Here is a 219-nt window from a genome sequence, read left to right on the forward strand (position 1 = left end):
TTGTTAAAGAACAGCCGATCATTCGATCGCTTGGCAATGCCAAATGCAAACGCTCAAACCTTAAGCGCTTGCATTTGGCCACCCGGCCTTCAACCAACAAACTACCGATAAGTGTGAGCGCTCAACTGAGGATGCACGCTCTGAAAGGAGGTGATCCAGCCGCACCTTCCGATACGGCTACCTTGTTACGACTTCACCCCAGTCATGAACCCTGCCGTG

The 219-nt window shown here is 52.1% G+C and carries 1 rRNA gene; it reads right to left on the reverse strand.

Annotated features, from left to right (window positions below):
• Positions 1-143: 143 nt before the first annotated feature.
• A 16S ribosomal RNA gene (locus tag J8I34_RS34600) occupies positions 144-219 on the reverse strand; the annotation flags it as partial.

Source organism: Cupriavidus phytohabitans, assembly GCF_017815025.1.
Lineage (GTDB): Bacteria > Pseudomonadota > Gammaproteobacteria > Burkholderiales > Burkholderiaceae > Cupriavidus.